Raw genomic sequence first — 24,275 nt, 5'->3', positions numbered from 1 at the left:
TTTCCACCGCGAGTTCACCGACCACATCCCGCTCACCGATATCGCCAAGGCACTGCCGACAATGCAAGGTTCTGGTCGGGTGCGTGATTTGGCTGAGGCAGTGAGCCTGAGCACGGAGTTGGCGGCAGCGCTCACGATCTTCGGCTCCGCTACGACGCGCGAGGCGCAGATTGAACTGATTGACGGCCTGATCACGACGTGGGCTAAGAGCAGTGACTTCTGGAGCAGCATCGAGGACAACCTCGGCGGCAAGGACAACATCAGCCTTGGCATCACAGTGCCGACGGGGATGACTCAAGAGCAGTTTCGCAATCTGATTGGGGTGCTGGAGGTGTTCAATGGTGAACGCTTCTACGAGGGCGCAAATTCAACGCCGACGACACGACCTGTGGCCGGCTTCACCACCAGCACCGAAACGATCACTTCGGGTGGAGTGACCCTCGTGCGACCGGCTTATCACATCAACCCGCCCGCGGCCCAGTTGGCATTGCTGCAGCAGAGCTACGAGGCACTGAAGGAGAGCATCTATGGTGCACTGGTTTTGCAGACCCGGCTCAAGCCCTATTTGGAATCCATCGATCTGACGATTGACGAAAGCGGAGCAAGTTTTGACGTCACCGGGCTGGCAGCGAAACTGGATGCACTGAAGGCCAGTAACGAGCGTGCCGCTTTGGTTGATCTTGTGGAGCTCAATCGCTACGCGCAGGATACGTTGCAAGCAGTAGGGTTCGATGGGTTGGAGCGTTTGCGCGGTTGGATCGAATCGCTTCCGGCGGACTCTGCACTGCGGACGGAGTTCAACAGCTTGAGTGTCTATGCGGGCAGCTCGACCTCGGGTAGCTCCAAGGACGACATCTATGTCGGCAGCGCGAGCGCGAATAGCTTCAGCGGGGGCACTGGTGCCGACATTGTTGACGGTGGGGCAGGCAACGATGTCCTCGCTGGCGGGAGTGGAGACGACACCCTGATCGGTGGCGAAGGCGCGGACTCGCTGTCGGGCAATGCCGGCAACGACACGCTGCTGGGCGGCACGGGTAACGACAGCCTGTATGGCGAGGCCGGCAACGACATCCTCGACGGCGGTGTGGGCAGCGATTCCCTGAACGGTGGTGACGGTTCCGACGTCTATCGCTTCGCACGTGGCTGGGGCCAGGACACGGTCAACAACTACGACGTGAGTGCCGGCAAGACCGATGCGATCGAGTTCGCTGCCGACATCGTTCCCGGCGACATCGTGGCCACGCGATCGGGCGACAGTCTCATCCTGAGTCTGAAGGGCACCACCGACACCGTCACCATCAGCAGCTACTTCAGCGCCGATGGCACCAGCGGCTACAAGCTCGAGCAGATCCGCTTTGCGGACGGCACCAGCTGGGACGTCGCTGCGGTCAAGGCCCTGGTGCAGCAGAGCACCTCGGGCAACGACACGCTGTACGGCTACGCCACGGCGGACACGCTCTCGGGCGGCGCAGGCAATGACTCCATCAGCGGCTACGCGGGCGATGACACGCTGGACGGCGGCGCGGGCAACGACACCCTCACCGGTGGTGACGGTGCGGACACCCTGATCGGTGGCGAAGGCGCGGACTCGCTGTCGGGCAATGCCGGCAACGACACGCTGCTGGGCGGCACGGGTAACGACAGCCTGTATGGCGAGGCCGGCAACGACATCCTCGACGGCGGTGTGGGCAGCGATTCCCTGAACGGTGGTGACGGTTCCGACGTCTATCGCTTCGCACGTGGCTGGGGCCAGGACACGGTCAACAACTACGACGTGAGTGCCGGCAAGACCGATGCGATCGAGTTCGCTGCCGACATCGTTCCCGGCGACATCGTGGCCACGCGATCGGGCGACAGTCTCATCCTGAGTCTGAAGGGCACCACCGACACCGTCACCATCAGCAGCTACTTCAGCGCCGATGGCACCAGCGGCTACAAGCTCGAGCAGATCCGCTTTGCGGACGGCACCAGCTGGGACGTCGCTGCGGTCAAGGCCCTGGTGCAGCAGAGCACCTCGGGCAACGACACGCTGTACGGCTACGCCACGGCGGACACGCTCTCGGGCGGCGCAGGCAATGACTCCATCAGCGGCTACGCGGGCGATGACACGCTGGACGGCGGCGCGGGCAACGACACCCTCACCGGTGGTGACGGTGCGGACACCCTGATCGGTGGCGAAGGCGCGGACTCGCTGTCGGGCAATGCCGGCAACGACACGCTGCTGGGCGGCACGGGTAACGACAGCCTGTATGGCGAGGCCGGCAACGACATCCTCGACGGCGGTGTGGGCAGCGATTCCCTGAACGGTGGTGACGGTTCCGACGTCTATCGCTTCGCACGTGGCTGGGGCCAGGACACGGTCAACAACTACGACGTGAGTGCCGGCAAGACCGATGCGATCGAGTTCGCTGCCGACATCGTTCCCGGCGACATCGTGGCCACGCGATCGGGCGACAGTCTCATCCTGAGTCTGAAGGGCACCACCGACACCGTCACCATCAGCAGCTACTTCAGCGCCGATGGCACCAGCGGCTACAAGCTCGAGCAGATCCGCTTTGCGGACGGCACCAGCTGGGACGTCGCTGCGGTCAAGGCCCTGGTGCAGCAGAGCACCTCGGGCAACGACACGCTGTACGGCTACGCCACGGCGGACACGCTCTCGGGCGGCGCAGGCAATGACTCCATCAGCGGCTACGCGGGCGATGACACGCTGGACGGCGGCGCGGGCAACGACACCCTCACCGGTGGTGACGGTGCGGACACCCTGATCGGTGGCGAAGGCGCGGACTCGCTGTCGGGCAATGCCGGCAACGACACGCTGCTGGGCGGCACGGGTAACGACAGCCTGTATGGCGAGGCCGGCAACGACATCCTCGACGGCGGTGTGGGCAGCGATTCCCTGAACGGTGGTGACGGTTCCGACGTCTATCGCTTCGCACGTGGCTGGGGCCAGGACACGGTCAACAACTACGACGTGAGTGCCGGCAAGACCGATGCGATCGAGTTCGCAGCCGGCATCGCAGCCAGCGACATCGTGGCCACGCGATCGGGCGACAGTCTCATCCTGAGTCTGAAGGGCACCACCGACACCATCACCATCAGCAGCTACTTCAGCGCCGATGGCACCAGCGGCTACAAGCTCGAGCAGATCCGCTTTGCGGACGGCACCAGCTGGGACGTCGCTGCGGTCAAGGCCCTGGTGCAGCAGAGCACCTCGGGCAACGACACGCTGTACGGCTACGCCACGGCGGACACGCTCTCGGGCGGTGCAGGCAATGACTCCATCAGCGGCTACGCGGGCGATGACACGCTGGACGGCGGCGCGGGCAACGACACCCTCACCGGTGGTGACGGTGCGGACACCCTGATCGGTGGCGAAGGCGCGGACTCGCTGTCGGGCAATGCCGGCAACGACACGCTGCTGGGCGGCACGGGTAACGACAGCCTGTATGGCGAGGCCGGCAACGACATCCTCGACGGCGGTGTGGGCAGCGATTCCCTGAACGGTGGTGACGGTTCCGACGTCTATCGCTTCGCACGTGGCTGGGGCCAGGACACGGTCAACAACTACGACGTGAGTGCCGGCAAGACCGATGCGATCGAGTTCGCTGCCGACATCGTTCCCGGCGACATCGTGGCCACGCGATCGGGCGACAGTCTCATCCTGAGTCTGAAGGGCACCACCGACACCGTCACCATCAGCAGCTACTTCAGCGCCGATGGCACCAGCGGCTACAAGCTCGAGCAGATCCGCTTTGCGGACGGCACCAGCTGGGACGTCGCTGCGGTCAAGGCCCTGGTGCAGCAGAGCACCTCGGGCAACGACACGCTGTACGGCTACGCCACGGCGGACACGCTCTCGGGCGGCGCAGGCAATGACTCCATCAGCGGCTACGCGGGCGATGACACGCTGGACGGCGGCGCGGGCAACGACACCCTCACCGGTGGTGACGGTGCGGACACCCTGATCGGTGGCGAAGGCGCGGACTCGCTGTCGGGCAATGCCGGCAACGACACGCTGCTGGGCGGCACGGGTAACGACAGCCTGTATGGCGAGGCCGGCAACGACATCCTCGACGGCGGTGTGGGCAGCGATTCCCTGAACGGTGGTGACGGTTCCGACGTCTATCGCTTCGCACGTGGCTGGGGCCAGGACACGGTCAACAACTACGACGTGAGTGCCGGCAAGACCGATGCGATCGAGTTCGCAGCCGGCATCGCAGCCAGCGACATCGTGGCCACGCGATCGGGCGACAGTCTCATCCTGAGTCTGAAGGGCACCACCGACACCATCACCATCAGCAGCTACTTCAGCGCCGATGGCACCAGCGGCTACAAGCTCGAGCAGATCCGCTTTGCGGACGGCACCAGCTGGGACTATGCAACGACCAAAGCAAAAATCACCACAGTAAATCCACCCTCGGGTGTCACGCTTCAAGGCACTACCGCTGACGACGCTCTCTCCGGTGGAGCTGGCAATGACACGCTCAACGGCGGTGCAGGCGCTGACTTGCTGCAGGGCGGTGAAGGCAACGACACCCTCAACGGTGACGCGGGCAACGACACTCTCGATGGTGGCGCAGGCAACGACACCCTGAACGGAGGTGCCGGCAGCGACACCTATCTGTTCGGGCGTGGCTCGGGCCGTGACACTGCCTATGACTACGACACCGTCGCAGGCAACGTGGACACCATCCAGTTGGGCGAAGGCGTCTCGGCCTCCGACGTGCAGGTGCTGCGCAGTGGCGACAGCCTGTACCTCTACATCGATGGCCTCACGGGCGACCGTCTGGAGCTGCAGAACTACTTCTACCAGGAAGGCGTCTCGGCCTATGCCATCGAGAACATCCGCTTCGCCGACGGCACCAACTGGGATCTGGCCGCCATCAAGGCCAAGGTGATCGTGCCCACCGAGGGCAACGACAGTCTCATTGGCTACGTTGGCAACGACGCCCTCACGGGCCTGGCGGGCGACGACATCATCTACGGCCGTGCCGGCGACGACACGATCGATGGCGGCGCGGGTGCCGACACGCTGTACGGCGAGGACGGCAACGACACCCTCATCGGCGGTGCGCAGGACGACACGCTCAACGGCGGCGCAGGCGCTGACTTGCTGCAGGGCGGTGAAGGCAACGACACCCTCAGCGGTGACGCGGGCAACGACACTCTCGATGGTGGCGCAGGCAACGACACCCTGAACGGAGGTGCCGGCAGCGACACCTATCTGTTCGGGCGTGGCTCGGGCCGTGACACTGCCTATGACTACGACACCGTCGCAGGCAACGTGGACACCATCCAGTTGGGCGAAGGCGTCTCGGCCTCCGACGTGCAGGTGCTGCGCAGTGGCGACAGCCTGTACCTCTACATCGATGGCCTCACGGGCGACCGTCTGGAGCTGCAGAACTACTTCTACCAGGAAGGCGTCTCGGCCTATGCCATCGAGAACATCCGCTTCGCCGACGGCACCAACTGGGATCTGGCCGCCATCAAGGCCAAGGTGATCGTGCCCACCGAGGGCAACGACAGTCTCATTGGCTACGCTGGCAACGACGCCCTCACGGGCCTGGCGGGCGACGACATCATCTACGGCCGTGCCGGCGACGACACGATCGATGGCGGCGCGGGTGCCGACACGCTGTACGGCGAGGACGGCAACGACACCCTCATCGGCGGTGCGCAGGACGACACGCTCAACGGCGGCGCAGGCGCTGACTTGCTGCAGGGCGGTGAAGGCAACGACACCCTCAGCGGTGACGCGGGCAACGACACTCTCGATGGTGGCGCAGGCAACGACACCCTGAACGGAGGTGCCGGCAGCGACACCTATCTGTTCGGGCGTGGCTCGGGCCGTGACACTGCCTATGACTACGACACCGTCGCAGGCAACGTGGACACCATCCAGTTGGGCGAAGGCGTCTCGGCCTCCGACGTGCAGGTGCTGCGCAGTGGCGACAGCCTGTACCTCTACATCGATGGCCTCACGGGCGACCGTCTGGAGCTGCAGAACTACTTCTACCAGGAAGGCGTCTCGGCCTATGCCATCGAGAACATCCGCTTCGCCGACGGCACCAACTGGGATCTGGCCGCCATCAAGGCCAAGGTGATCGTGCCCACCGAGGGCAACGACAGTCTCATTGGCTACGCTGGCAACGACGCCCTCACGGGCCTGGCGGGCGACGACATCATCTACGGCCGTGCCGGCGACGACACGATCGATGGCGGCGCGGGTGCCGACACGCTGTACGGCGAGGACGGCAACGACACCCTCATCGGCGGTGCGCAGGACGACACGCTCAACGGCGGCGCAGGCGCTGACTTGCTGCAGGGCGGTGAAGGCAACGACACCCTCAGCGGTGACGCGGGCAACGACACTCTCGATGGTGGCGCAGGCAACGACACCCTGAACGGAGGTGCCGGCAGCGACACCTATCTGTTCGGGCGTGGCTCGGGCCGTGACACTGCCTATGACTACGACACCGTCGCAGGCAACGTGGACACCATCCAGTTGGGCGAAGGCGTCTCGGCCTCCGACGTGCAGGTGCTGCGCAGTGGCGACAGCCTGTACCTCTACATCGATGGCCTCACGGGCGACCGTCTGGAGCTGCAGAACTACTTCTACCAGGAAGGCGTCTCGGCCTATGCCATCGAGAACATCCGCTTCGCCGACGGCACCAACTGGGATCTGGCCGCCATCAAGGCCAAGGTGATCGTGCCCACCGAGGGCAACGACAGTCTCATTGGCTACGTTGGCAACGACGCCCTCACGGGCCTGGCGGGCGACGACATCATCTACGGCCGTGCCGGCGACGACACGATCGATGGCGGCGCGGGTGCCGACACGCTGTACGGCGAGGACGGCAACGACACCCTCATCGGCGGTGCGCAGGACGACACGCTCAACGGCGGCGCAGGCGCTGACTTGCTGCAGGGCGGTGAAGGCAACGACACCCTCAGCGGTGACGCGGGCAACGACACTCTCGATGGTGGCGCAGGCAACGACACCCTGAACGGAGGTGCCGGCAGCGACACCTATCTGTTCGGGCGTGGCTCGGGCCGTGACACTGCCTATGACTACGACACCGTCGCAGGCAACGTGGACACCATCCAGTTGGGCGAAGGCGTCTCGGCCTCCGACGTGCAGGTGCTGCGCAGTGGCGACAGCCTGTACCTCTACATCGATGGCCTCACGGGCGACCGTCTGGAGCTGCAGAACTACTTCTACCAGGAAGGCGTCTCGGCCTATGCCATCGAGAACATCCGCTTCGCCGACGGCACCAACTGGGATCTGGCCGCCATCAAGGCCAAGGTGATCGTGCCCACCGAGGGCAACGACAGCCTCATTGGCTACGTTGGCAACGACGCCCTCACGGGCCTGGCGGGCGACGACATCATCTACGGCCGTGCCGGCGACGACACGATCGATGGCGGCGCGGGTGCCGACACGCTGTACGGCGAGGACGGCAACGACACCCTCATCGGCGGTGCGCAGGACGACACGCTCAACGGCGGCGCAGGCGCTGACTTGCTGCAGGGCGGTGAAGGCAACGACACCCTCAGCGGTGACGCGGGCAACGACACTCTCGATGGTGGCGCAGGCAACGACACCCTGAACGGAGGTGCCGGCAGCGACACCTATCTGTTCGGGCGTGGCTCGGGCCGCGACACCGCCTATGACTACGACACCGTCGCAGGCAACTCAGATAGCACGCAATTCGGTTCCGGCGTTTCTGCGGAGCAGTTGTGGTTCACGAAGAGCGGAAACGATCTTTCAGTCAGCATCATCGGTACGATCGATCAACTTACGATCAGCAATTGGTATGCAAGTGGTAGCTATCGCGTTGAGCAATTCAAAACCAGCGATGGAAAGGTTTTGCTGGACAGTCAGGTGCAAAATCTAGTCGATGCAATGGCCGCTTTTTCGCCGCCGGCCGCCGGCCAGACCACGTTGCCAAGTAGTTATCAAAGTAGCTTGAATACAGTGATCGCCGCAAATTGGCATTGAGTCGCTACGCGAACGAAGCTAATGAGGGCGATGCTCGTAAAAGGCATCGCTCTCATTAACTAAGAATTTCGCCCGTAATACTGCAATCCTCCACCAAGGCAATCGCGAGTTCGCCTTCTGCCGCGGGTGGACCGCAAGCGAAAAACTTGATGCGATCCATCACCGGACGCAGTTAAGAGTAATTTGACCAGCGCCTCAGCAAGACACGCAAAATTAAAGTCTATGGACGGAAGATTCGCGTGCCCGGAGGTCCGCCTGGGCGGGCGGAAGCGGACTGTTGCTGGCCGAGTTTAGACTTTCACCTTCGGGCACAAGGTGCCGGTGGCCGCAGGAAGAGGCAGTGATTCAACGTTGGACATGAGTGGCTGCAGAAATCAGTCTGTCGATGGACGGGGTAGAAGGCTCTTGGCATGCTGCGATAGGGCCTCCGCGAGTTGCACGTATTTTTCGACATCAACATCTGTGACTCTATCAATTGGACTCACGACTGACTCAGCCTTGCATGAGACATACATCGTGTCATTCTTGAGGTCGTTGATGTGATCTATCAGGTCTGCTTGCAGATTGCCAAGGCTCTTCTGTAGTTCTTCAGAAAGGGCTACTGCATAGGTTACGAGAAACTCAATCTTCTTCTTGTGGTCGCGGACAAGCTTGGAGACCTTTGAAATTTCTGTTTCAGGCGTTCCTGAGATGCCCATAGTTTTCAGAAGAATGCTCTTCGCTGACTCTTCCGTTGCCATGTGGGAAAGATAGTAAGCACGCGGCAAATGCTCTGCATCGAAGAGAAGGCGAGACTCCGTTGCGAGCGCAACGGCATTCTCTGCTGCCTTCTCTCCCCAGCGCTGATAGATCGAATGGGTCATGTGATTTTTCATGTTCACGGTAAGCCGCGCTGAAGTGCGAAGCACGGAGCCTGCTCAGTTTGATTGCGAAGCCTCAGGAGACATCGGTGCCGGCAAGATTCGAGACGAGTTTTTCAACACAATCGGCCGATAGTACCCCTCCACATATCGCCGTCGAACGCCAGTAACCAGTCTGCAGCGGGCTTGCCTGACGGGCGGCTATGCAGCGATTGCCGACATCCCCCGGCCTAGCGCGAATGGGTACTATCGGCCAGAACCAGTCACTCCGATCAGAGAAGCCGCACGATGAGCCAAGAAGCAGTGCCAAACGAGGTTGAATGGTTCCATGATTTGGCAAAGCTGCCTGACGAGGAACTTGTCCAGCAAGCGACTGACGTCAACCGCACGAGGTTCAAGAAGTTTGTGACTGCGAGCCTGCCGGGCCACGTGCCACCGGATAACCAACCACCCGCCGAATTTGCGACGACGGTCCTCGAGCTCAGGGCCAACCAACGTGGGTGGAATCGAGCCCTCGGTGAAGCGCTAATACATGCGGACGACCAACGGTCCGAAGGAAACTTGCAGGCCGCGATCTCGGCATTGCGATCTTTTGCCAGCTCATGCCCTTGGAAAACCTTTGGGGATATCGCGCGCGTCCAAGCCGACAATCTCGAGAAAAACCGGCAGTAGAAAAAGGGCGCATCCGGCCACAACCAGACACTCAGGCCAACCGCCCAACTTGAAGGAACACGATGGGGTACGACTTGAACTTGTGCTCCGTGAGCGATGAGCAGTTGGACCATTTGCGAGCCAACACCTCGCACACGCGCGATTTCATCGACGGCCGGCGCCCAAAGATGACCTTGACTGAGAAGGTCGGCTCTTGGTTCTCGAAGCGCGACGTGACGAAGGAGGTCGATGTCGAGGTCGGCTGCGCCTGGCCGGAATCGGAGGCCGCCTGCACGCATCTGTACTCGAGGGGCGGGCTCTATTTAATCCTCAACGGAACGAATGCCCAGGTTGACGGAGTCACGAACTTTCCCAACGTCGGGGGAAGGTACCGCGGAGAGATGCTTGGGCTCGCAGTCGAGCTTGGCGAAGTAGCGCTTGGACATGCGCACGGGTTTCGAGCGGCGCAGGTAGCCGAGCTCAGAGCAGCATTGCGCGGCTTGGATGTGGCCACAGTCGAGGCACGGGCGCGTACCCACGCTGATGAGATGGGGAGCGACGAACAAGAACTCGTGCAGGATGCTGTTGCAGACGTCAGGGCCTTGAATGAGTTTCTCGACCGCGCTTGCAGCGCGCACCTCGGCATGATGTGGTTCTGGGCCTAGAGCGCCTTGCGGCGGCGGATTCAACCGGTCGATGCAACACATTCGCTGAACATCTCAGCGGGTGTCTGGAAACCGAGCGTCTTGCGCGGCCTCTCGTTCAATTGTCTCGCGATCGCGTTGAGCTGGCGCTGTGAGAAGCCTGCGAGGCTCACGCCCTTGGGCATGTACTGCCTAAGCAAGCCATTGGTGTTCTCGTTGCTTCCGCGTTGCCATGGGCTTTGCGGATCGCAGAAGTAGACCCGGATGTCGGTGGCCATCGTGAATTTCTTGTGCGCGTGCATCTCCGTGCCTCGATCCCAAGTCAGTGACTTGTAGAGCTCCTGCGGCAGTTTGCGGGCGTTCTTGATGAGTGCATTGACGACCGTCTGCGAGTCCTTGCCATCCAGCTTCACCAACATCACGTATCGCGTTTGACGTTCAACCAATGTCGCGATCTGGCTGTTGCCACTGCCAAAGACCAGGTCGCCCTCCCAGTGACCAGGCACTGCTCGGTCTTCAACGCAGGCGGGCCGCTCACTGATCGAAACAGCATCGACGATCTTCCCGTGAATTGCCGTCTTCTGCGTGTAGTGGCGTGACCGGCGCATTCCACGGGTGCGCCGCAGGTGCTCCAACAACTCTTTCTTCAAGGCGCCACGCGCTTGAATGAACAGACTGCGGTAGATGGTCTCGTGTGACACGTGGTGGCTCTCGTCGCACGGATAAGTATGCCGGAGCCAACCTGCGATCTGTTCCGGCGACCAGAGCACGCGCAGCTTGTCCATCACGATGCGAGCCAATGTGCGGTTCTCACTCAGCTTGCAACGCTTGGGACGTCGCGCTCGATCCCAAGTCGCTTCATCGGCCAGGCTGGCACGGTAGCCATCGCTACCACCGTTGCGCTTGATCTCTCGACTGATCGTCGATGGTGCTCGCCCCAGTCGCGCTGCAGTGGATCGAATCGACTCGCCTGCCACCATCGCCCGCGAGATCTCCTCGCGCTCGGCCAACGTCAATGCAGTCGATGCGCGCGATCGCTGAGGCGGCCGGAATCCGCCCGTTTCCGCAAGTATTCGATGGATCGACGTGTGAGGCCGATCGAAGAGTTTGCCGATCTCATGCAACGTCCAGCCTTGCTTCCAGCGCTCCCACATCAGTGCCTTCTGACTGCCTGAATAGTAGATTCTTGGTCGCCGCTTCATCTGCAACACTCCTTCCGCCTATGCGGTGGTTAGTGTGTTGCATCGACCGGTTGAATCCGCCGCCAAAAGCCGACGCTCATCTCGAAGAATGGTTTTAAGGAGTAGTGGTGGTTGTACGACCGTGGACAGAGATCTCAAGCCGGCCAATCTCAGAGCAGCTCATTCGAGAGTTGTTTCCCTTTGCAGAGGGCTACAGATTCTTCCCGAACCGGTACGACTGCCGAGTGACGTTTCCATCAAGCGTCGGCCAGCCGTTCAGACTCTATGTGTTTGAAGGAAAGTGCACCTATCGCAGCGATGCAGGGCTGGTCACGGTGCAGGGCGCCGAGTACGTGGATCTGCTTCCGAATCGATATGAATTCGCTGTATCGAATGAGGCCGATGTTCGGTTGATGAAGGTCTACAAGCTTCCAGCGGCTCTCACATCGATGGCAGATTGAACGCCGCCTAGGCTCACACCGGACGACTACTTCGGGCCAACTCGAAATGGCAGCGCGACCGGCTACAGTCGGCCAGAACCCGACGTTCGACACGGACTTTCAGCTTTGCTGCCGCAACGGTCGCAGGTACGCTCATGCTCGAAATAGTTGGCCAGAACCGACCCTTTGACCGATGACGCAAAAAGAAAATCACCTCGACAGCACTCAAGCTCTCGTCTCTGAGTTGTTCGATTCAAATGAGGCCATCAAAGCGAAGTTTCAGGAGCATGTCTCGACGGAGATTCTCCTGTTCGGCGAGGCGCTCGTTCCGGCATTCAAGCGGTTCCCCAGCTTCGCCGAAGCCTGCGCTCACAACGTGCAGACCAGTTTGGTTGGCGCATTCGTTCACGGTGTGCTCGATGACCTAGTGGTGTCTGTGAAGCTCTTGCTAATGGGAAAGCTTGGGCCCTCGGGGAATGCGTACCGTCAGGCGTTGGAAGGCATTTGTATGTCGGCCATGTGTGCCCACGCAGATACTCTGCTCATCGGAGAAAAGGAGCAAACGTACTGGCAACTGGTCGCTGATGACAGCAAATCCGCGACCGGTGACTTAGCAGCGCGTCAGTTTCTGAAGAACTGGGAACGTCTCGGCTTGAACTTGCCTGGCGCTGAGCAGTTGAAGGAAGCTCTCGCCGCGCATCATGAACACAGCCACGCGGGCCGGCTTGCGTTGGCGAACAGAATGGACTTGGGGCCTGATGGACGTATTCACTTTGGGGGCCATTTCGACCCCGCAAAGCTCGAAGGCTATGGCTTGGAGATGAAGCAACGAATCAACGGCGCTCGGTGGGCCGTGGAGTTAATCGATGGGCTGTTGCCGCACGTTAAGAAGCTGTCGGCAACCACTCCTGCCGCCGCTCAAGCCAAACCAGCGTAGCAGGCTGCCGTGCTGGGAATGCCCCAGGCCTTCTGGCCGGCGACCGGCTACAGTCGGCCAACTGCGGATCTTCGCGGTCGGGGCAGAATCCGAGCAAAAAAGTCCCATACAACTTGAAGAATGACTCAACGCAGCTTTATCCACGCGCTAGACCTGCGAAACTTTTTTGCATGCCACAACATCAGTTTGGATGGTTCACTTTGGACACCGAACTTCTTGGGTCTCGCGGACGAAGGGTTGCGTGCGACGCATCGCCATATCGGCGAGATTCCCATTGAAGAGCTTCGAAGTACTGGCCCGACCGGAAACGTCCTGGCGCCTCGCGTTGCCGCCTATTTCATCCCCGGGGCGATATGGGGAGCCGGGCAGAAGCTTGCCAACGGATACGGACAAGAAATCCAGATATCCGAGGGGAAAAAGGCGAACATGATTGACGTAAGGGATGCTGAGCTGGCCTTCGAGGCTGGTCGACGCAGGTACTCCCCCAACAGCACGTCACGCCTTTCATGCATTTGGCTGGCGGAACATTCAGCAGAGGGGGAGGCGGTCGTTCGCCACATGTTTGGCGACAACAGTCACATTGTCATTGTTGGGATGAGAATCACGCATCAGCTCTCGCTTAGCCGTGCCGATGCGAGATGGTTCGAGGAGTATTGCTACTCACCCAGTGAAAGCAAGGTGGAAAACTACTGGAAAGAGGTCCCTCACCCCGACGGACCCCGATGGGAGTGGATGCTGGATGGGCGAGTTGAGTTGAGTAACGCCGACGATTTGGAACTCATTCGAGCCAAAAGGGCGACGTCGCCAACGCAGTAAGCAATCTGTCTACCGTCTCCCGGCCACAACCAGTCGTTCGCTGTACCAGCAAAATACGACGGAGAGATGCTGCGATGACCCTGGGAAGTGAACATGATCAACACAGAGATGCTGTCTTACATAGGCGCCCTAACCGGTGTCGTTGGCGCAATCGCGGGTATTGCTGGTTCGATCATGGGGTACTTCAGTCTCAGGCGAACCGGTGAGATCAAGGCACTTGAGCTTCGTCTAGAACTTGTGAAGGCTGCGACGGACGTCTTTCAGAAAATTGATAGCGTCGGCGATCTTCTCGCTCGGGCCAGAAAATCGCGGGATGCCGTGGCCGCCGCAACAGGTATGTATCATTCCGGCGCCAGGCAAACTTGGCAGCGCCAGTTCGAGGCAGACTACGAGTCACTGAATTCGATTAACGAATCTTTCGACGAACTGAACGTTGATTTCTCAAGCTTCAGTTTGCGCGAACTCGAGAGGTCAATTAGTGAGTTGTATGGGCTTCGCACTTTCCTCGAAAACATCGCCCAAAGAAATGCTCAGTTAATCGCCGAAGACGATCTCAGTCGCGAAGCAATCCGCAGTCGGATGGGTGGCGTTTCGCTTAACAGCTAGATTGACGCCTGACCGCATTCGGCCGATTGTGTTGAAAAACTCAGCTTCTGTTGCGCTCGATTGCTCGTGAGAAAAATTGACCTCTCAGATCGCTCCAGGATCGACGATCGTGATGTGGCGAAGGGTTCGAGTACCTCTGAAAATCTGCTTGAAATGCCATGAGCGATTTTTTCAACACAATCGGCCAAGACCGGCCTTTCATGGGCGCGTTCTAAGCACTCAGTCGCAGAGTTGCGGTACGCCGTGGTGTACCAACCGTGCGGGCTCGGAGATCGCCTCTAGGTGCAGGTGGATGTCTTGGTCATCACCCAAAATTCCACTGTCTGGGAGCGACGTAAACGCGGTGATTCGGTAGAACCCATCGCTCAACTGAATCACCTGGTCATCATTGCAATCTGCATCCCAGGACATCAGTTCAAAAAGGTCTCGAATTTGCAAAATGCCATCACGTACCTCGACGCCGAGTCGGACCTTGTAATCGGCTTGAACTAGGGCGGCGTCATCAGGCGGGTCAGTGCGTAGATGCAAGCGCCATGCACCAGGGGAACCGGTGCAAAACGCGGCGATTCTGGAGGAGTTGACCAAGTCCGCAACATTTTTCGGATTGCTGAAGCTGTTGGTGAGGAAGTCCTCTCCCTGCTCAATATCCGCAGTGGCCCACGGGGAGTGAAGAACTATCCCCATACCCGAGGTTACGAGGCGGATGATTTTTGGCATGGCAGTCCAAGAATGCTTGAGCGGAAACCGACTCTACTTGAGCGGCAGCTTTTGGATTTCGCGACCGGCAGCTCAGGGCCCTAAGCGGCTGTACGCATCGCTCCGAAACGGTCACTCATAAAAGGCCCTGGCTTGCTTCTGCGGCTTCTATGGACATAGTTATCCTCACAAACAGGACATCCTCGGTTCCACGTGTACAGCGAATGAACGGCGCAGTATGGCGCTTGCTCGATTGGAGCGAATGAAGTCACCGTCAGTTGCTCGGTTCCGGCTTCGACGAATGCCGGTAGCCTTCCAAGCTCGACGTGCACGTCCTCCCATCCCAGGAGGTGGAAGAGTTCAATTGGCCGACCCGCATCCACCGCTGCACCTAGCAGTCGGTGAACGTCGATTTCTCTCCACCCGGTCTGGGCGGCCATCCACCGTCGAAATTCTCGTTTTTCGTCTCGGCGAATCTTGGCCCACACCGAGAACTCAGCTACCTCAGTCATGCATTTGATCCCTATGGCTTCGCGCAGGCGCCTCTCCCGGCAGACCGCTTCTGGCCGACAGTCGCCTCTACTTCGGATTGACCGACGTCGACTTTATTGAGCCGTCAGCGCTGACGACGATAGAGATCTGGCCTCCCAATTGGGACTGCCGAGCACCAACATACCATTCCCCAGATTTGCGGCCGATAGAAAAAGCGGGGCCCCATCGGAGGCCCTCGCGCAGGGCGTGGCTTCTTGCCGCGAGAAAGGCTGCCACTGCATCCAAACCATCGGTATCGTCAATCAGATGGCCATCGCTCTGACGAAATCGGAACGTCACTTCAGAATCAAATGTCACATTCCATTCGCCGCCTTCAAGACTCCACCAAAAGGTCGGTAGTGTGTCGCCCCAGCGGGAACGGCCCATCTCGATGGCTTTCGATAGCGCTTCTACTTCATCCATAGTGACTGTCCGCTCTTGATCTACATCGTGCCGTCACGACAAACGGCTGGTTCTGGCCGCTAGTCGACGGTGTGAATCGACTCAGCTGAGTACAGATCGTTAGATTGAATTCGCACCCGTGAGCCCGCACTCCAGTCTCGAAGCGTGAGGGATCGCGTCTGACGACTGCAATCAGAAGCGACAGTGCCGATGTACTGATATCCCATGGTCACTATTGCTCCTGCAGCGGGCTCTTTTCCAATGGATTGCAGCACGCGAAACCTCAGTGCGGCGACTATCGTCTTACCCGGCCGGTTAGGGTCGGCGGCCGACTCCTCATCGATGACGGACGCGACAAACTCGTACCGAAAACGCGCTGTTTGGTCTTGATTGCTCGATTCGCTATGAATTGGCGAACATGCCAAAGCACTGCTTTGAACAAGCGCGCTCGATATGACCGCTATCGCCCCTGCATTCCAGGTTTTGAGCATCGTGTTGACCCTACGATTGAATGATGGCTGCTGGCCAAATTCTGCTGCAGTCGCGAAAGACCGCTGTTGGCCGACTGTAGCCGGACGCGCCGCCGTCGTGAACGGAACCGAAGCGGTCTGTTGGGTTGACAATAATCTGTCGTTGCTTGACTCAATCTACACGCATTGGCCTGAAAGCTCATCATGATTATCGGAATTGGCTGGTGTGTCCTTCGCACATCCCGTAGTGCTTACGCTGAGACAGTTGGCGAACCTGCGATCAGTGACATGAACGAAGCCGTACGCGAGGCTGATGCGGCACTGTGGGCCGGATTTCGTGAATGGATGACTGCGAATTCGTCGCCTATGTTGCTATGGACACTGCATGAACAGCACAACAATCACAAAGGTGTGCTTCAGGTATTCCTATCCAGAAACCATAGAGGCTCGCCGTTCTGGGACATGCTGAGCTGGATAGCGGAGCACGGTAAAGGAAGCTATGGGCTTTTCTATGTCGACGATGACGAAGACACCAACCGCGAGGATTTCAGCAATGTCTTCCGAGTGCATCGCCTCATGAATGGCAACGTTCAAGAGTTAGCCGATCCTTTCTTTGGGTCAATCATTCCCAATCTTGAACCGATGCATCCTTATGGCCGTGATACTCCCGACGAGAGTTGAGAAGGTGGCGATAGGTCGCCCAAAGCCCGTGTGACCGACAGCTTTCAGCGTTGTCGCTGACCGGCCGCTTTTGGCCGGCTGCGGCCGGACGCGGCGGTCGTCAGTAGGCGCCGCCCCTAGGTACGCAGCCATCCGAGTCAGGCAGCTTACCTTCAGCGAGCACGTTTTCCGTCTTGCAGACCTCGTTGAAGCTCCAGACCTCAAAAGCATCACCCGGAATTGCATGCTGTTCCAGATAGGCTTCAAATTCTTCGAGGTCCTCGAACGAAACGACGCATGGACAACTTGCCCCTCGATAGAACCAGTGCTGAACAATGACAGGACCTTTAGCCAATGCATTCTTGATTTTGGCAAGGCTTGCTTCGGAAAGAATCTTGGCTCCGTCCTCAGTCCAATCGTCAGGGGCGTGGCGATCAGGAATTCGTTTCATAGGTTATCGCGATAAGTGATTTTCTGGAATCGACCACTCCGAGAATAGACGGTGCTGAGCGGCTGCTCTTGGCCGCGCTCAGCCTTTAGGGGAACCATCGCAGCTCGCCGAAAAACCCAGCCAGCTGGGATGGCTCAGCGTCAGGTCAAAGAAGTCGTCGACATAGACAAGCCCGAGAGACTCCAAGCGCCGGACGAACTCATTGCATGCCTCCCCACCGAAGGACGGCCCGAACGACAACAACTTTCTGTCCTCGGCCAGCGGACGGTCGGTCTCAAACACTTCGAGCACTCGCGCTCTTGTGATGCCACGAGCAGCCAAGGCGCTTTTGCGTATCACGATACCGTAGGAGAAGGTGACTTCGATACTCATCTCAGAAGAGGGCGTGGCTGTGCTGTTTGAGGAACGCGCTTTCGGTCAACGAAATTGGACCGACATGGGCAAGGACCGCTCCTGGCCGATAACCGAAATGGAAGGCAGCCTCACGGTGATCATCTTCTTCACGGCAGAGGATACCGTCCTCAAATTCCGAAAACACCCCACCAAAGCCCTCGCGTCGGGTCGGGCTTGGGTTCCAGTCGAGAGTAGCTACAAGGATCGGCCGAAAGGCGGACTTCGATCGGTGCGGCCTGACGAAAGGTCACGAATGCGTCACTCGCCTCCACCTGTTGCACGAACTCATTGAGTGAGGTACCCGACCAACTCACAAACGCCTGACCGACTCCATAGGCTTGGTGTCGATTCAAATACTGGATTCCCATCATGTCCAGCGTGTACTGCAAGCGAAGAGACAGTCGTACAGCGGGCCACCGGCCTGCCGACGCATCTTCTGGCAGGAGGCGAAAGAGACGATTGATCGCGACTTCAAATCGAACGCCCCTGTCTGCCGTCCCAAGATGCGCATCGAATGTGACCCCTTCGCCTTCCGGGGTCAGAACCGAATATTTATCAACCGACTCGCGGTGAAAATCCATTACCGCAGGCCATGCGTCGCATAACTTCATGGACTTGAGCAGCAGTCCTTGCTTCCGCAGGAATGCTCGGAAGTCCTTCTCTGACTGGAGTGGCGGAGCAGCTTTCGACTCTGTTTTCATCGATTTTCGATTGTGTTGCTGATCAGCGTCCTACATATCTTGCCGCAGCAGCGAGTGACCGGTCCTGGCCGGACTCGGCCAGAGTGACGAGGCGAGTCCATGAGCGCCCCTTCACGTGTCCCGCCTCCACACTCTGGTGACGTTCATGGTTTCATCCAGTTCGACCCAGAGGAGCGTGTTTGGCATGTGAAGACCTGCCGGAAATTTGACCGCGGGCACATCACGCGAAGCACCGCTAGCAGCAAGTCCATTGCCAGGATGCAGAAGGATCCGTATCTCCCCCTTCGTCAGCGAGCCGAAGACAACGGCAGGAACCTTTTTCAGCCAATCGGTCGGGTACTTCTCTTCTATCAAATGGTCCTCCCCGTCCCTACTCAATACTTCGATCCACACCGCGGTCGCGAAGGTCGGCTTCTGGCCGAACTTCGCCATATCAGCTTCATATCCCAAGGTCAGGAAAATACTGAAGCAGGGGAGCATTGATGTGCATCTCGATGGCCCCTATCGAAAGCCCAACCCCCTTCTTGAGCTTCTCGAACTCTTCGGCCGTGACAGTCTCCTTCATGACCTGCAGGACGGATGTCAGGGCTTCAACAGCGGCCAGTGCCTTCTCGTGGATTTGAACTGCTTGGTCTCTGTTCATGCAACCTCAATCAGTTAGAAGTCCGGGGTGCGATGGTGCGGCTCAAGAGCAGCGAGGCTGGAGGCGTCGTTCCAAGGTCCGCATTTGGCCGAACGGGGCTGACCTATGCTACTTCGGAGTCGCTCCTCACAAGGGACTCCAAGAGGAAGAGCGCCTCTTCGGCGTTGAGAGCCCTCGAGCGATGCGCCGTGCTTCGCGCGCTTCGGCCGGTAGAGCGCTGTGTCAGTCTTGCGCAGCTTTCTGTGTGGTGGATCATGTTGCTATCTACTGCGAACTCATGCCTGAAATATTCTGTCGAGATGTCCTCAGAGTTGAGGGCGAAGTTTGCCGGTGAGGCTCCCCTTATCAGCCAGGTCGACACGCCTTGGGGGCAAGTCGCCTGAATCTCCTCGGGTAGGCGCTGGATGGTTTCAGGGGTCAACTGTTCGCAGATCTTCAAGATGACGCCAGAGAGATCGCCGGTAGCGGTCGCCTGTTCCTCATCGATGATCTCGATAGATCTCGGGTTGATCTCCGCCCTATGACAAGCGCGGAGAACCTCTGCCGTCCAGCGTCCGCTATGGGCGTTGGACGCTTGAGCGAAGAGGTACGTTTGAGGAAGTCGAACTCGATATGGCATACCGCAATATAAGGTCCGCCGACCCATTCTGCCGCTGCGACGAAGATCCGCTATTGGCCGACCTGGTCAGCGAGCGATGTCGCCAGCATCGCTAATTGGAATGGTCAGATGCTCCTCGAGACGCTCCGTTTGCAGATGGCTAGGGCCGTAGGCAATAGCGGTAACTCGAACGGACATCCTCTTTGCCGAAGCCCACGCGGCTTGTACTTCAAGCAGCAGTTCCTCACCGTCGACGACAATGACTTTCGAGGCTGGCTTTGAGCCAATCAGTTCGACAAGCATGGGCCGAGGTAGCCGGCGGCATGCCTCCAACTCGTCCGAAAGTGCTGCGTAGGCGCTGGCTCGATTCACTTCATACCTCGGTTGATTCCCGCTACGGATGCTTTTTGTCGGCGAGGTAGACCGGCCGGTCATGGCCGACTGTAGCCTCACGCACTGTTGGCGCGAAGGGCCCAAAACGGCCATACAGAAATCCCAGGAGCGGTCTCTCAGGGCATCCACACCGACGGCCGAAATCACACTGGTTCTGCGTCGACTACTCGGGCGAGAAGCCCAATACTCATGTCGTGGCCCTGAACGACAAAGTGCTTCACCCCCTTGACTGCAACCACCCAAAGTTTCGGCCCGTGCTCTTCAAGATACCTTTGTCCGAAATTCTCGAGCCACTGCCCGTCATTTCGCTCTCTCAATGCGCGACGAAACTCAGAGGGCGTGTCGGCAGGGTCGTTCACGCGTGCTTGCACGAAGCCGCGAAAGTGGAGGCGAATTCTTAAGGCTGCAATATCCCCTGGCCGACTTGCATCAATCTCGACAGTGCAACATCCGCCCTCCTGCACGGTGAAGGCCGTATGAGTTCCGCGAGCGCATGGCTCCATTGCATATATGTTCATGCTGAGTCGAATATATAGAGCGAACTGGGGCGACCGCTGTTGGCCGACTGTAGCCTGTCGCGCCGCCGTCGTGGACGGGCCCAAAGCCGTCTGTGGCCCCACTCCAAAGCGGACGCCGATTGCTACGAACTCAGCAGCTCCAAGCTTGAATCACTTGGGCGCAACGTGGGGAGGCACGCCGTTAACCCAGGGCACCTCGAGCTCTTCCTCCAAGGCACTCACTTCTTCCACGGTGAACCACACGCCGTGAGCGTCCACCCAGTATTGCTTGCCGCCAACAACGTGAACCGATTTCGAGATGCCATTGAAATCGCGACGCAGCAGCAAGTCTGTGGGCACAACTTCAGTTAGAAAAACCGTGTTCTCCGGGGGGACGCCATGCTCGAGAGGATGCAGTGCATGTGACCTACTGCCACTTGGCGACGCGCAAAGCGCGACCTGGTACTTCTTGCTCGGGTCAACCTCAGACCGTTTCCACATGCCAGTCCTCCATTGTTTGCGGCGGCAAGACAGGCCGCCCGCCTCCGGGAAATGTCCGGTTCTGGCCGACATTGGCCGGTCGCCTGGCGGTTTCGATGCAAGCATCTCAGATGCTTGGCTTCAGCGGTAATCAGAAAGACGGGTTGGATTGCCGGCCTTGATAACTCGGCCTCTGAATCTGACGTGCCAATCCGGGTCCCACTCTTTGTGTGCGTGTATGTGGAGACCGTCCCCCACGGGGGCCACGTCGAGAGGCAGCAGGTTGTCAGTGGGTTGTGCAAGCAGTTCCACCTCATCGCCAGGCTCAAGGATTACCTCTTCAGGGACCATCTCAAGATACAGCGTCATAGCGAAAGCGGTTTCGTTCTTGAATCTGCCAACCACTGGGTAATTTTCTGGCGTCATGGCGAAGGTCTGGTTGTGGCCAGCTTCAGCTGTATGAGTGCGTCTCTCAGCCTATGTCCCTGGGGCTTTCGCCGCGCGCCATTCGGAGACAGTCTTGCAGGCGCTGGATGAGGGCCTCCACTTCTTGCTCTCCCAGGTCAAGCGGGTCCCCATGCGAGCCGACCGCGATGAGGCAGACGGCGGACCCATCAACCCAGACATCGAGGCGCTCTTGGGCTCCAGAAGCGGGCTGCTCATTCAACGGCACAGGGGCTCCTTGCTCATACGTTGACCAGATAAATTTCGGTATTCATCTTGATGGGGCACTCAGCGTACCGCCTGAATCAGCAGCTCCGTGGGAATGGCGGCTTCTGGCCGACTGTAGCCGGTTGCGACCGGCGGAGCTTTGGGCCCAAGCCGGAAGTAGCCGCGACTCGACGAAACGCCGCCAAGCGGGCATTAGTTCGGACTGAGGCCGGTGACGAACGCTATCCTCTCACTCCCAACTGAGGAGCTACTGACATGGGTGCTAGCAAGATTCGCTTGAACGATGTTCGCTATCGACAGGGATTCTTGGAAGTCACAAATATTCACCCTGGTCACATCAACATCGAGACCTGGGAAATTCATCCTGATCTCGACATCTCCGAAAAGCAATTCGACGACAAAGCGATCACCGACGAGTGTGTAGTGGCGAACACGGAGATCGAGTTGAGCGTCGAGCAGGCGAAGGCATTGGTTGCAAGCCTTGAAGCCGCTATCGCGAATGCCTTAGAAAGCGGACGTGGTTGAGCGGCAGGTAGTGGCCGCGTGCCGACGTGGTTACACGGCTAAAGCTCTTTGGGGTGTGCACGGACGTACCTCTCAACCCACTCGGCCTGCTCCGCAGTGTCAGGGACCGCCACGCCGCGAGAGCGGCTGAGCACGCGAAAAATGTCTTTGCCGGGCACGCCAAGCAAGTGAAGCAGGCAGCCAGCTACCAACCCGGTGCGGCCGATACCTGCGCGGCAATGAATGGCGACCGCCTTGCCTTGAAGGATCTCGGAGTGCAATTGATCGAGCAAGACGGACAGCTCGCGTGTTGATGTCGGCGTGCCGCGGTCAGCAATGGGGAAGGACCAGAACCTAATGCCATGTTCGGCACACAGGGAGGGTTCCGATTTGAGCTCCAGTTCGCGAACCTCGTGAGACTCGAGCAGAGAGACGACCCACTCGACTTTTGCACCGCGCCATGCCTCGACCTCTTCACGAAGCCATTCGCCACCACGTGGGCGCGGCATTAGGGCCAAGCGATGAGGATTGATGCCGCCGACCCAGCGAAGCGATGGCTCAAACATGAATGAACGCTCCAACGTGTTGTAGGGACCGATCTGCCTCGCGAGCGTCAGCTACCAGCCGAATTTTGCCCGTCGTGGCGACCGACCGGTTTTGGCCGACTGTAGCCGGTCGCCGCCTCGGGCATTGGGGCTAGCGGCTACTGTCGGAACGACCCCTTTGGCCCAACCATTTGCTTGAGATTCTTGAGCTTTCGAGGGGCGCGCTCAGTCCATAGGATTTCCGCCCCGTCTCTCAGCTTCTCGTAGATTGGAAGCACATCGGTGATACCCACCAACTTCCATTGAACAGGTACGCCATCCGGTCCACCTGTGTATGGTTTCACATTCTCGCGAGCAACCGTCATGCCCTTCTCGTAAGCATCGTCAAGGTTCCGCGCACGTACAAGAATTGTGTTCTCCCACGATAGAAATCGAGCTTCGTCATCGTCCTTTCTGTCGTCATTCAGCTCCACAAAGCGAAGCAGGTACGAAACCACGTACCAGCCTACCGGTGAGAGATTCTTGTCGTGTTTCATACAAGGGTTTTCGCCTCGGCGGCCCGGAACGAGTAGAGCGTCAGCCGTTCACCGAAGCCCTGAACGACGGGTTGTGGCCGACTGTAGCCGAAGGGCAGTCGGCGCCACAGGACCCCAAAGAGACTTCCCCGATCCTCGATAACAGACATCCGAAAGACGTTGTACTGGCCTACTCAGGTGGCGTTCTCCGCTAGGATCCTTCGAGCAATCTCATCAACCCCTTCCTCGCTTTCTCGCGGGCTCGGGTTCAAGGCCAGGCGCAAAAGGTACGGCCCGACGGCCACTGCGAGCCTGGGTGACGGAGCGACAAGTTTGTCGAGCACCCAGTACTTCCAGATGTGGTCTTCAGACTCGAAGATCATGCGCAGATGAGGTGCCAGTGGTTCACCGATGCCAGCCAGAAAGGGAATCAAGACCTTCGCGACAGGCCAGTTGATGTCTTGCATCCAGGCGATCAACTCAGGTAGAAGCGCGTCGACAGCCGGATAACCAAGAGCGACGATCGCTTCGGCCTTCGGCAGGTCGTGCTTGTCGACTGGCAGTAAGTGGGCCATCTTCTTAGGCAATGAGTTCTCCCGCATGTTCAACAGCCACTACTGGTTGGCAACAGTAGCTCGACCGAACTGGAGAGCAATCACTCGACCCCCTGCGACCATTTAAGAGATCCTGCGGCCCAGGCCGTGCCTTCCGCATACGCGACGGCCTCGGCAAGCGTGGGGAATACCGCGGATGCGTGTACGGGATATGTACTTGGTGACGTTGGAGACGCCCACTGGACATCGAAACCAGCGACCAAGGAGTCGTTGCAGATTTCTGGCGGATCTTGGCGATCTCCTGTTCCGTAGCGGACGCTGCACTGCACAACACGAACACCCGTAGGAACTTGTCCGTCGTACAGCCATGTACCCTCTCGTGCAATTGCCTTCATGATCAGTTTGGATGTCTGCTCGTGGCCGATTGTGC

General features: G+C 59.2%; 24 protein-coding genes. 9 read left to right on the top strand and 15 right to left on the bottom strand.

Annotated features, from left to right (window positions below; genetic code table 11):
- The first annotated feature begins 79 nt into the window (after positions 1-79).
- Positions 80-8,005 carry a calcium-binding protein gene (locus ACN9MV_RS28345; protein WP_426390470.1) on the top strand — a complete coding sequence of 2,642 codons (7,926 nt, stop codon included), beginning with the start codon at positions 80-82 and terminating at the stop codon, positions 8,003-8,005.
- Between the two features lie 374 nt (positions 8,006-8,379).
- Here ACN9MV_RS28345 and ACN9MV_RS28340 read toward each other — a convergent pair whose 3' ends face one another.
- Entirely contained in the window at positions 8,380-8,868 is a 489-nt protein-coding gene (locus ACN9MV_RS28340) for an AbiV family abortive infection protein (protein WP_426390469.1), read from the bottom strand.
- Between the two features lie 285 nt (positions 8,869-9,153).
- On the opposite strand from ACN9MV_RS28340, the gene ACN9MV_RS28335 reads away from it, so the two are divergent.
- Together ACN9MV_RS28335 and ACN9MV_RS28330 are read left to right on the top strand one after the other, a co-directional pair.
- Entirely contained in the window at positions 9,154-9,537 is a 384-nt protein-coding gene (locus ACN9MV_RS28335; protein ID WP_426390468.1) for a hypothetical protein, read from the top strand.
- 89 nt (positions 9,538-9,626) lie between these two features.
- A complete protein-coding gene (locus ACN9MV_RS28330; protein ID WP_426390467.1) occupies positions 9,627-10,181 on the top strand; it encodes a hypothetical protein in 555 nt (184 codons plus the stop codon).
- A gap of 20 nt (positions 10,182-10,201) precedes the next feature.
- Here the strand turns inward: ACN9MV_RS28330 and ACN9MV_RS28325 are convergent, their stop codons facing one another.
- Complete coding sequence (locus ACN9MV_RS28325; RefSeq protein ID WP_354339586.1) at positions 10,202-11,362, bottom strand: IS30 family transposase; 1,161 nt, start codon at positions 11,360-11,362, stop codon at positions 10,202-10,204.
- A gap of 224 nt (positions 11,363-11,586) precedes the next feature.
- Between ACN9MV_RS28325 and ACN9MV_RS28320 the strand changes: the two genes are divergently transcribed.
- From ACN9MV_RS28320 to ACN9MV_RS28305, 4 genes are all read left to right on the top strand, one after another.
- Entirely contained in the window at positions 11,587-11,802 is a 216-nt protein-coding gene (locus tag ACN9MV_RS28320; protein WP_426390466.1) for a hypothetical protein, read from the top strand.
- Between the two features lie 172 nt (positions 11,803-11,974).
- A complete protein-coding gene (locus ACN9MV_RS28315) occupies positions 11,975-12,718 on the top strand; it encodes a hypothetical protein (protein WP_426390465.1) in 744 nt (247 codons plus the stop codon).
- Between the two features lie 120 nt (positions 12,719-12,838).
- A complete protein-coding gene (locus ACN9MV_RS28310) occupies positions 12,839-13,534 on the top strand; it encodes a hypothetical protein (protein ID WP_426393226.1) in 696 nt (231 codons plus the stop codon).
- Positions 13,535-13,627: 93 nt separating this feature from the next.
- Positions 13,628-14,140, top strand: a complete 513-nt coding sequence (locus ACN9MV_RS28305) for a hypothetical protein (RefSeq protein WP_426390464.1) — start codon at positions 13,628-13,630, stop codon at positions 14,138-14,140.
- 219 nt (positions 14,141-14,359) lie between these two features.
- On the opposite strand, the gene ACN9MV_RS28300 is transcribed toward ACN9MV_RS28305, so the two are convergent.
- Complete coding sequence (locus ACN9MV_RS28300) at positions 14,360-14,857, bottom strand: hypothetical protein (protein ID WP_426390463.1); 498 nt, start codon at positions 14,855-14,857, stop codon at positions 14,360-14,362.
- 558 nt (positions 14,858-15,415) lie between these two features.
- A complete protein-coding gene (locus ACN9MV_RS28295; RefSeq protein ID WP_426390462.1) occupies positions 15,416-15,790 on the bottom strand; it encodes a hypothetical protein in 375 nt (124 codons plus the stop codon).
- 737 nt (positions 15,791-16,527) lie between these two features.
- Here ACN9MV_RS28295 and ACN9MV_RS28290 point away from each other — a divergent pair.
- Positions 16,528-16,920, top strand: a complete 393-nt coding sequence (locus tag ACN9MV_RS28290) for an Imm7 family immunity protein (protein WP_426390461.1) — start codon at positions 16,528-16,530, stop codon at positions 16,918-16,920.
- Between the two features lie 100 nt (positions 16,921-17,020).
- Here ACN9MV_RS28290 and ACN9MV_RS28285 read toward each other — a convergent pair whose 3' ends face one another.
- The 8 genes from ACN9MV_RS28285 to ACN9MV_RS28250 all read right to left on the bottom strand — a co-directional run bounded on the left by ACN9MV_RS28285 (position 17,021) and on the right by ACN9MV_RS28250 (position 21,481).
- Positions 17,021-17,350 (bottom strand): hypothetical protein, encoded by a 330-nt coding sequence (locus ACN9MV_RS28285; protein WP_426390460.1) that lies wholly within the window; start codon positions 17,348-17,350, stop codon positions 17,021-17,023.
- 78 nt (positions 17,351-17,428) lie between these two features.
- On the bottom strand, positions 17,429-17,722 hold the full coding sequence (locus ACN9MV_RS28280) for a hypothetical protein (protein ID WP_426390459.1): 294 nt from the start codon (positions 17,720-17,722) through the stop codon (positions 17,429-17,431).
- Between the two features lie 149 nt (positions 17,723-17,871).
- Complete coding sequence (locus ACN9MV_RS28275) at positions 17,872-18,444, bottom strand: hypothetical protein (RefSeq protein WP_426390458.1); 573 nt, start codon at positions 18,442-18,444, stop codon at positions 17,872-17,874.
- Positions 18,445-18,555: 111 nt separating this feature from the next.
- Entirely contained in the window at positions 18,556-18,876 is a 321-nt protein-coding gene (locus tag ACN9MV_RS28270) for a hypothetical protein (protein WP_426390457.1), read from the bottom strand.
- Positions 18,877-18,883: 7 nt separating this feature from the next.
- Positions 18,884-19,087, bottom strand: a complete 204-nt coding sequence (locus ACN9MV_RS28265; protein WP_426390456.1) for a hypothetical protein — start codon at positions 19,085-19,087, stop codon at positions 18,884-18,886.
- A gap of 685 nt (positions 19,088-19,772) precedes the next feature.
- Positions 19,773-19,988, bottom strand: a complete 216-nt coding sequence (locus ACN9MV_RS28260) for a hypothetical protein (RefSeq protein WP_426390455.1) — start codon at positions 19,986-19,988, stop codon at positions 19,773-19,775.
- 758 nt (positions 19,989-20,746) lie between these two features.
- Positions 20,747-21,148, bottom strand: coding sequence for a hypothetical protein (locus ACN9MV_RS28255; protein WP_426390454.1), 402 nt, complete (start codon positions 21,146-21,148; stop codon positions 20,747-20,749).
- A gap of 48 nt (positions 21,149-21,196) precedes the next feature.
- The gene (locus tag ACN9MV_RS28250) at positions 21,197-21,481 is read right to left on the bottom strand and encodes a hypothetical protein (RefSeq protein ID WP_426390453.1); all 285 of its coding nucleotides are present in this window, start codon (positions 21,479-21,481) and stop codon (positions 21,197-21,199) included.
- Between the two features lie 501 nt (positions 21,482-21,982).
- Here ACN9MV_RS28250 and ACN9MV_RS28245 point away from each other — a divergent pair.
- Entirely contained in the window at positions 21,983-22,252 is a 270-nt protein-coding gene (locus ACN9MV_RS28245; RefSeq protein WP_426390452.1) for a hypothetical protein, read from the top strand.
- A gap of 38 nt (positions 22,253-22,290) precedes the next feature.
- On the opposite strand, the gene ACN9MV_RS28240 is transcribed toward ACN9MV_RS28245, so the two are convergent.
- From ACN9MV_RS28240 to ACN9MV_RS28230, 3 genes are all read right to left on the bottom strand, one after another.
- Complete coding sequence (locus tag ACN9MV_RS28240) at positions 22,291-22,797, bottom strand: tyrosine-protein phosphatase (RefSeq protein ID WP_426390451.1); 507 nt, start codon at positions 22,795-22,797, stop codon at positions 22,291-22,293.
- 137 nt (positions 22,798-22,934) lie between these two features.
- Positions 22,935-23,312, bottom strand: coding sequence for a DUF4288 domain-containing protein (locus ACN9MV_RS28235; RefSeq protein ID WP_426390450.1), 378 nt, complete (start codon positions 23,310-23,312; stop codon positions 22,935-22,937).
- A 173-nt stretch (positions 23,313-23,485) separates the two neighbouring features.
- Positions 23,486-23,878 (bottom strand): DUF5071 domain-containing protein, encoded by a 393-nt coding sequence (locus ACN9MV_RS28230; RefSeq protein WP_426390449.1) that lies wholly within the window; start codon positions 23,876-23,878, stop codon positions 23,486-23,488.
- Positions 23,879-24,275: the final 397 nt, after the last annotated feature.

Source organism: Variovorax sp. R-27 (genome assembly GCF_049913215.1).
Taxonomy (GTDB): Bacteria; Pseudomonadota; Gammaproteobacteria; order Burkholderiales; family Burkholderiaceae_C; genus Variovorax.
This window is presented reverse-complemented; position numbering and strand designations above follow the sequence as displayed.

Coding starts and splice junctions, on each gene's coding strand:
- ACN9MV_RS28290 (WP_426390461.1), top strand. CDS start 16,528: ATGAACGAAGCCGTACGCGAGGCTGATGCGGCACTGTGGGCCGGATTT.
- ACN9MV_RS28250 (WP_426390453.1), bottom strand. CDS start 21,481: ATGACGCCAGAAAATTACCCAGTGGTTGGCAGATTCAAGAACGAAACC.
- ACN9MV_RS28300 (WP_426390463.1), bottom strand. CDS start 14,857: ATGCCAAAAATCATCCGCCTCGTAACCTCGGGTATGGGGATAGTTCTT.
- ACN9MV_RS28245 (WP_426390452.1), top strand. CDS start 21,983: ATGGGTGCTAGCAAGATTCGCTTGAACGATGTTCGCTATCGACAGGGA.
- ACN9MV_RS28285 (WP_426390460.1), bottom strand. CDS start 17,350: ATGAAACGAATTCCTGATCGCCACGCCCCTGACGATTGGACTGAGGAC.
- ACN9MV_RS28275 (WP_426390458.1), bottom strand. CDS start 18,444: ATGAAAACAGAGTCGAAAGCTGCTCCGCCACTCCAGTCAGAGAAGGAC.
- ACN9MV_RS28280 (WP_426390459.1), bottom strand. CDS start 17,722: ATGAGTATCGAAGTCACCTTCTCCTACGGTATCGTGATACGCAAAAGC.
- ACN9MV_RS28325 (WP_354339586.1), bottom strand. CDS start 11,362: ATGAAGCGGCGACCAAGAATCTACTATTCAGGCAGTCAGAAGGCACTG.
- ACN9MV_RS28240 (WP_426390451.1), bottom strand. CDS start 22,797: ATGTTTGAGCCATCGCTTCGCTGGGTCGGCGGCATCAATCCTCATCGC.
- ACN9MV_RS28260 (WP_426390455.1), bottom strand. CDS start 19,988: ATGCTTGTCGAACTGATTGGCTCAAAGCCAGCCTCGAAAGTCATTGTC.
- ACN9MV_RS28310 (WP_426393226.1), top strand. CDS start 12,839: ATGACTCAACGCAGCTTTATCCACGCGCTAGACCTGCGAAACTTTTTT.
- ACN9MV_RS28270 (WP_426390457.1), bottom strand. CDS start 18,876: ATGGCGAAGTTCGGCCAGAAGCCGACCTTCGCGACCGCGGTGTGGATC.
- ACN9MV_RS28295 (WP_426390462.1), bottom strand. CDS start 15,790: ATGGATGAAGTAGAAGCGCTATCGAAAGCCATCGAGATGGGCCGTTCC.
- ACN9MV_RS28255 (WP_426390454.1), bottom strand. CDS start 21,148: ATGTCGGCCAGAACCGGACATTTCCCGGAGGCGGGCGGCCTGTCTTGC.
- ACN9MV_RS28305 (WP_426390464.1), top strand. CDS start 13,628: ATGATCAACACAGAGATGCTGTCTTACATAGGCGCCCTAACCGGTGTC.
- ACN9MV_RS28265 (WP_426390456.1), bottom strand. CDS start 19,087: ATGAACAGAGACCAAGCAGTTCAAATCCACGAGAAGGCACTGGCCGCT.
- ACN9MV_RS28335 (WP_426390468.1), top strand. CDS start 9,154: ATGAGCCAAGAAGCAGTGCCAAACGAGGTTGAATGGTTCCATGATTTG.
- ACN9MV_RS28340 (WP_426390469.1), bottom strand. CDS start 8,868: ATGACCCATTCGATCTATCAGCGCTGGGGAGAGAAGGCAGCAGAGAAT.
- ACN9MV_RS28235 (WP_426390450.1), bottom strand. CDS start 23,312: ATGAAACACGACAAGAATCTCTCACCGGTAGGCTGGTACGTGGTTTCG.
- ACN9MV_RS28315 (WP_426390465.1), top strand. CDS start 11,975: ATGACGCAAAAAGAAAATCACCTCGACAGCACTCAAGCTCTCGTCTCT.